Annotated in this window: 7 protein-coding genes; 5 read left to right on the top strand and 2 right to left on the bottom strand. The window is 72.0% G+C overall.

Annotated features, from left to right (window positions below; genetic code table 11):
• Positions 1-8: 8 nt before the first annotated feature.
• Positions 9-428 (top strand): HIT family protein, encoded by a 420-nt coding sequence (locus tag Z164_RS0110785; RefSeq protein ID WP_024890709.1) that lies wholly within the window; start codon positions 9-11, stop codon positions 426-428.
• 13 nt (positions 429-441) lie between these two features.
• On the opposite strand, the gene dcd is transcribed toward Z164_RS0110785, so the two are convergent.
• Positions 442-1,011: a dCTP deaminase gene (gene dcd, locus Z164_RS0110790; protein ID WP_024890710.1), complete on the bottom strand. Its 570-nt coding sequence runs from the start codon at positions 1,009-1,011 to the stop codon at positions 442-444.
• A 73-nt stretch (positions 1,012-1,084) separates the two neighbouring features.
• Positions 1,085-1,945 (bottom strand): iron-sulfur cluster carrier protein ApbC, encoded by an 861-nt coding sequence (gene apbC, locus Z164_RS0110795; protein WP_024890711.1) that lies wholly within the window; start codon positions 1,943-1,945, stop codon positions 1,085-1,087.
• A gap of 156 nt (positions 1,946-2,101) precedes the next feature.
• Between apbC and Z164_RS0110800 the strand changes: the two genes are divergently transcribed.
• The 4 genes from Z164_RS0110800 to rnfB all read left to right on the top strand — a co-directional run bounded on the left by Z164_RS0110800 (position 2,102) and on the right by rnfB (position 5,815).
• Complete coding sequence (locus Z164_RS0110800; protein ID WP_043689768.1) at positions 2,102-2,530, top strand: DUF2147 domain-containing protein; 429 nt, start codon at positions 2,102-2,104, stop codon at positions 2,528-2,530.
• 68 nt (positions 2,531-2,598) lie between these two features.
• The gene (gene metG / locus Z164_RS0110805) at positions 2,599-4,671 is read left to right on the top strand and encodes a methionine--tRNA ligase (protein ID WP_024890713.1); all 2,073 of its coding nucleotides are present in this window, start codon (positions 2,599-2,601) and stop codon (positions 4,669-4,671) included.
• An 87-nt stretch (positions 4,672-4,758) separates the two neighbouring features.
• Positions 4,759-5,358 (top strand): HAD family hydrolase, encoded by a 600-nt coding sequence (locus Z164_RS0110810; RefSeq protein WP_024890714.1) that lies wholly within the window; start codon positions 4,759-4,761, stop codon positions 5,356-5,358.
• Positions 5,359-5,380: 22 nt separating this feature from the next.
• Entirely contained in the window at positions 5,381-5,815 is a 435-nt protein-coding gene (gene rnfB, locus Z164_RS0110815) for an Rnf electron transport complex subunit RnfB (protein WP_024890715.1), read from the top strand.
• The last annotated feature ends 204 nt before the right edge of the window (positions 5,816-6,019 follow it).

Consider the following 6,019-nt stretch of genomic DNA (forward strand, 5'->3'; position numbering starts at 1 on the left):
GCCTCGCGATGACCGAACCCTACGCCCTGCATCCGCAACTGGCCGCCGACAGCCACCCGCTGGCCGCGCTGGCCCTGTGCGAGCTGCGCCTGATGGACGACGCCAACTACCCCTGGCTGGTGCTGGTGCCGCGGGTCGCCGGCGCGCGCGAACTGATCGATCTCGACCGCGACCAGCGCCTGCGGCTCACCGACGAGATCGACTTCGCCGCGCGCCTGCTGCGCGCGGCGGTCTCGCCAGACAAGCTCAACGTCGCCGCGCTGGGCAACCTGGTGCCGCAGTTGCACGTGCACGTGATCGGCCGCTTCGTCGGCGACCCGGCCTGGCCGGCCCCGGTCTGGGGCCGGGTGGCGGCGCGACCCTACGCGCCGGAGGCGCTGGTGGCGCGCGTGCGCGCGCTGCAGGCGGCGATGCCCGGCGGCGCCTGAACCCGGGCGGCCCTCACGTCTTGGGCAGGGTCACCCCGGTCTGGCCCTGGTACTTGCCGCCGCGGTCGCGGTAGGACGTCTCGCAGACCTCGTCGGACTGGAAGAACAGCATCTGCGCCACGCCCTCGTTGGCGTAGATGCGCGCCGGCAGCGGCGTGGTGTTGGAAAACTCCAGGGTCACGTGGCCCTCCCACTCGGGTTCGAGCGGGGTCACGTTGACGATGATCCCGCAGCGCGCGTAGGTGCTCTTGCCCAGGCACACCACCAGCACGTCGCGCGGGATTCGGAAATACTCCACCGTGCGCGCCAGCGCGAACGAGTTCGGCGGGATGATGCACACGTCCGCCTCGACGTCGACGAAGCTGCCCGGGTCGAAGTGCTTGGGATCAACGATGGTGGAGTTGATGTTGGTGAAGACCTTGAACTCGCGCGAGCAGCGCACGTCATAGCCGTAGCTGGAGGTGCCGTAGCTGACGATCCGCTGGCCGCCCGCATCCTGCTTGACCTGGCCCGGCTCGAACGGCTCGATCATGCCGTGCTGCTCGGCCATGCGCCGGATCCAGCGGTCGCTCTTGATGCTCATCGCGGGGCTCGTCCTTCGGGGGGCGGAAACGGGAGCGGGCATTGTAGGGCCGCGACCGCGCCCCAGCGACCGGCTAAAGCAACGAGGCGGAAATCGGCATCGCCGCGCGCGGGCGCTTGGCCAGTTCCTCGACCAGCCGCGCGGCCACCGCACGGTAGGCCTGCGCGGCCGCGGATTCCGGCGCGGCGGCGACCACCGGCACGCCGGCATCGCCCTGTTCGCGGATCCCGCGCTCCAGCGGCAGCGAGCCCAGCAGCGGCACCCCGTACTGGGCGGCCATGCGCTCGCCGCCGCCTTCGCCGAACAGGTGCTCGACGTGGCCGCAGTGCGTGCACACGTGCTGGGCCATGTTCTCCACCAGCCCCAGCACGGCGATCTCCACCTTCTCGAACATCCGCAGGGCCTTGCGCGCGTCCAGGGTCGCCACCTCCTGCGGGGTGGTCACCACCACCGCGCCGGCCACCGGAATCTTCTGCGCCAGCGTCAACTGGATGTCGCCGGTGCCCGGCGGCAGATCCACCAGCAGGTAGTCCAGGCCGTCCTCGCCGCCCCAGCGGGTGTCGTTGAGCAGCTGCTGCAGCGCCGAGGTCGCCATCGGGCCGCGCCAGATCATCGGCGTATCGGCGTCCACCAGCAGGCCGATCGACATCGCCTCGATCCCATGCGCGCGCATCGGCTCGATCGACTTGCCGTCCGGGCTGTCGGGGCGGCCGGACAGGCCCAACATGGTCGGGATGCTGGGACCGTACACGTCGGCGTCCAGCACGCCCACCCGCGCACCGTCCGCGGCCAGCGCCAGCGCCAGGTTCACCGCGGTGGTCGACTTGCCGACCCCGCCCTTGCCCGAGCCGATGGCGATCAGGTTGCGCACGCGCGGCAGCGGGCCCAGCTGGCCCTGCACCGCGCGCGCGGGCACCGGGGAACCGTGTCGCATCTTGCCGTCCCGTTTATTGCAGGATGGGCATTGTCCCCCATCCGGCGCGCCGGGTCTAAGCGCCCTCCGCCCCCTATGGACGCCACCGCGCGCGCCGTCTAGGCTGCCGCGGAACGGACGTCCGATCCGTCGACCACAACTTGGGAGGGTAGTGCGATGTTCACCAGGACATGTTTGCTGCTACTGGCGCTCGCGCCGTTCGCCGCCGCGGCCCAGTCCGATCCCACCGGCCGCTGGAAGACCATCGACGACGAGACCGGCCGGGCCAAGTCGATCGTGGAGATCCGCCGCCTCGACGATGGCTCGCTGTCGGGCCGCGTGGTCGAGATCCTGCAGTCCGACCGCGGTCCCAACCCCACCTGCGAGCGCTGCAGCGGCGCCAACAAGGACAAGCCCATCCAGGGCATGACCATCCTCTGGGGGCTGCGCCCGGACGGCGAGAACGCCTGGTCCGGCGGCACCATCCTCGACCCCGCCAAGGGCCGCACCTACCGGTCCAAGGCGCAGCTGATCGCGCCCGACCGCCTCGGCGTCTCCGGCTGCGTGGCGTTCATCTGCCGCGAGCAGGTCTGGCAGCGCGAGTAACCGCGCCGCGCGGCGCGGCGGTCCGGGAGCGCGTGCGATAATCGGCGGCCGTCCTTACCGCGCCCGCCATGACCCGCACCGCGCTCGTCACCACCGCCCTGCCCTACGCCAACGGCCCGCTGCACCTGGGCCACCTGGTGGGCTACATCCAGGCCGACATCTGGGTCCGGGCGCGGCGCATGCGCGGCGACACGATCCGGTTCGTCTGCGCCGACGACACCCACGGCACGCCGATCATGCTCGCGGCCGAGAAGGCCGGGGTCACCCCCGAGGCCTTCATCGCCGGCATCCAGGCCGGCCACGAGCGCGACTTCGCCGACTTCGGCGTCGCCTTCGACCACTACGATTCCACCAACTCGCAGGCCAACCGCGAGCTCACCGAGCGCTTCTACGCCCGGCTCGACGCCGGCGGGCACATCTCGCGGCGTTCGGTGGCGCAGTTCTACGATCCGGCCAAGGGCATGTTCCTGCCCGACCGCTACATCAAGGGCATCTGCCCGAACTGCGGCAGCCCCGACCAGTACGGCGACAACTGCGAGGTCTGCGGCGCGACCTACGCGCCGACCGAACTGAAGGAGCCGAAGTCGGTGGTCTCCGGCGCCACGCCGGAGCTGCGCGAGTCCGAGCACTTCTTCTTCGAGGTGGGTCGCTTCGAGGCCTTCCTGCGCGACTGGCTGGCCGGCGACGTCGCGCTGCCCGGGGTCAAGGCCAAGCTGATGGAATGGCTCGATGCCGAGGGCGGGCTGCGCGCCTGGGACATCTCCCGCGACGCGCCGTACTTCGGCTTCGAGATCCCGGGCCACCCGGGCAAGTACTTCTACGTCTGGCTGGACGCGCCGATCGGCTACCTGTCCAGTTTCCGCACCCTGTGCGCGCGCACCGGCGAGGACTTCGAGCGCTACCTGGCGCCGGACTCGCCGGCCGAGCTGCACCACTTCATCGGCAAGGATATCGTCAACTTCCACGGCCTGTTCTGGCCGGCGGTGCTGCACGGCGCCGGCCACCGCGCGCCGACCCGGCTGCACGTCAACGGCTACCTGATGGTGGACGGCGCCAAGATGTCGAAATCGCGCGGCACCTTCGTCATGGCGCGCACCTACCTCGACGTCGGCCTGGAGCCGGAAGCGCTGCGCTACTACTTCGCCGCCAAGTCCTCCGGCGGCGTGGACGATCTGGACCTCAACCTCGGCGACTTCGTCGCGCGCGTGAACAGCGACCTGGTCGGCAAGTTCGTCAACCTCGCCAGCCGCTGCGCCGGCTTCATCGGCAAGCGCTTCGACGGCCGCCTGGCCGACGCCCTGCCCGACCCGGCGCAGTACGCGCGCTTCGTCGCCGCGCTGGCGCCGGTGCGCGAGGCCTACGAGCGCAACGATCCGGCCGCCGCGGTCCGCCAGATCATGGCGCTGGCCGACGAGGCCAACCGCTACATCGACGAACGCAAGCCGTGGGTGATCGCCAAGCAGGCGGGCGCCGAGGCCGAGCTGCAGGCGGTCTGCACCCAGGGCCTGAACCTGTTCCGCGTGCTGGCCGCGGCGCTGGCGCCGATCCTGCCGCGCACCGCCGCCGGCGCCGAAACGTTCCTGAACGCGCCGGTGCGGGCCTGGCAGGACCTCGACGCGCCGCTGGTCGCCCACGCGATCCATGCCTACGTCCCGCTGTTCACCCGTATCGACCCCAAGCTGATCGACGCCATGACCGAAGCCTCCAAGGACACCCTCGCCACGCAACCCCCGGCCGCGCCGGCCAAGCCCCCAACCAAGGCCGATGCAACGGCCGCTGCGAGTCCCGAGTCCCGGGTCCCGGGTCCCGCCCACATCGGCATCGACGATTTCGCCAAGCTCGACCTGCGCATCGGCAAGGTGCTGGCCTGCGAGTTCGTGGAGGGTTCCGACAAGCTGCTGCGCTTCGAGCTGGACGCCGGCGAGCTGGGCAAGCGCCAGATCTTCTCCGGCATCCGCGCCAGCTACGGCCAGCCGGAGGCGCTGGTGGGCCGCAACGTGGTCTTCATCGCCAACCTCGCCCCGCGCAAGATGCGCTTCGGCCTGAGCGAGGGCATGATCCTGTCGGCCGGCTTCGACGGCGGCGCGCTGGCGCTGCTGTCGGCCGACGACGGCGCCCAGCCCGGCATGCCGGTGCGCTGAAGGCCGGGATCCGGGAATCGGATCGGGCAGTCGCGGACTCAGCCCACCCTCGGCGCCCCCGCGCCTGCCGATCCCGGAGCCGAATCCATGCAGCTCGCCCTGTTCGACTTCGACCACACCCTGACCCGCTGCGACACCTACGCGCGGTTTCTGCGCCGCATCGCCACGCCCGCGCAACTGGCACGGGCAAGGTGGCAGGTCGGGCCGTGGCTGCTGGGCTATCGCGCCGGGCTGGTCTCGGCCGCCGCCCTCCGCGCACGGGTGACGCGGCTGGCGTTCGCCGGCCGCGACTTCGCGGAGGCGTCCGCGCACGGCGCGGCCTATGCGCGCGAGGCCCTGCCCGACATGCTGGAGCCGCGGGCGATGCGGCGGCTGCAATGGCATCAGGCGCAGGGCCACGAGGTCGCGCTGGTCTCCGCCTCGCTGGACCTGTACCTGCGCCCGTGGTGCGAGCGGCACGGGGTGACGGCGACGATCTGCAACGGCCTGGAACGCGACGCGGACGGGCGCCTCTCCGGCCGTTACCACCCGGCCGACATCGGCCCGGACAAGGCCCGGCACGTCCGCGCGCGCTTCGACCTGGCGCGCTACGAACGCATCCACGCCTACGGCGACAGCGGCGAGGACCGGCCGATGCTGGCGCTGGCCCACGCGCGCTGGTACCGCGGGCGGCCGCTGGCCCGATAGCCGCAGCGCACCTCGCCACGCCATGCGCGACCGTCCCGCCCTCGCCGAGCGCCTCGACCGCCTGCTGCCGCAGACCCAGTGCGGCCAGTGCGGCTTCGACGGCTGCCGCCCCTACGCCGAGGCGATGGCCCGGGGCGAGGCCGGGGTGGAGCGCTGCCCGCCGGGCGGCGACGCCGGCGCGCGCGCGCTGGCGCGCCTGCTGGGCGTGCCGGCGCGCCCCTACGACCGCGCGCGCGGCACGCACAAGCCGCCGCAGGTGGCGCGGGTGGTCGAGGCCGACTGCATCGGCTGCACCAAGTGCATCCGCGCCTGCCCGGTCGATGCCATCGTCGGCGGCGCCAAGCGCATGCACGTCGTGCTCGAGCCGCTGTGCACCGGCTGCGAGCTGTGCGTGCCGGCCTGCCCGGTGGACTGCATCGAGCTGATCGCGGCGGACCGAGCGCCGCTGCCGCTTTAGGGCCTGTCGACGCGCATGCCGCATTTGTACCGTCCCTGCGGGCGTGCGCGGCGAGGAAGAGCGACGGCGCGTATGCCGATGCGCAGCCGAGCGATGACGCGGCCGCGTGCGGTCTTTTCCTTGTCCTGCAAGCGGGGAGCATGCTGTTTTTCCCTTCCCCCGCTTGCGGGGGAAGGTGCCGAAGGCGGATGGGGGCACGCCGCA

It is taken from the genome of Luteimonas huabeiensis HB2, assembly GCF_000559025.1.
Lineage (GTDB): Bacteria > Pseudomonadota > Gammaproteobacteria > Xanthomonadales > Xanthomonadaceae > Luteimonas > Luteimonas huabeiensis.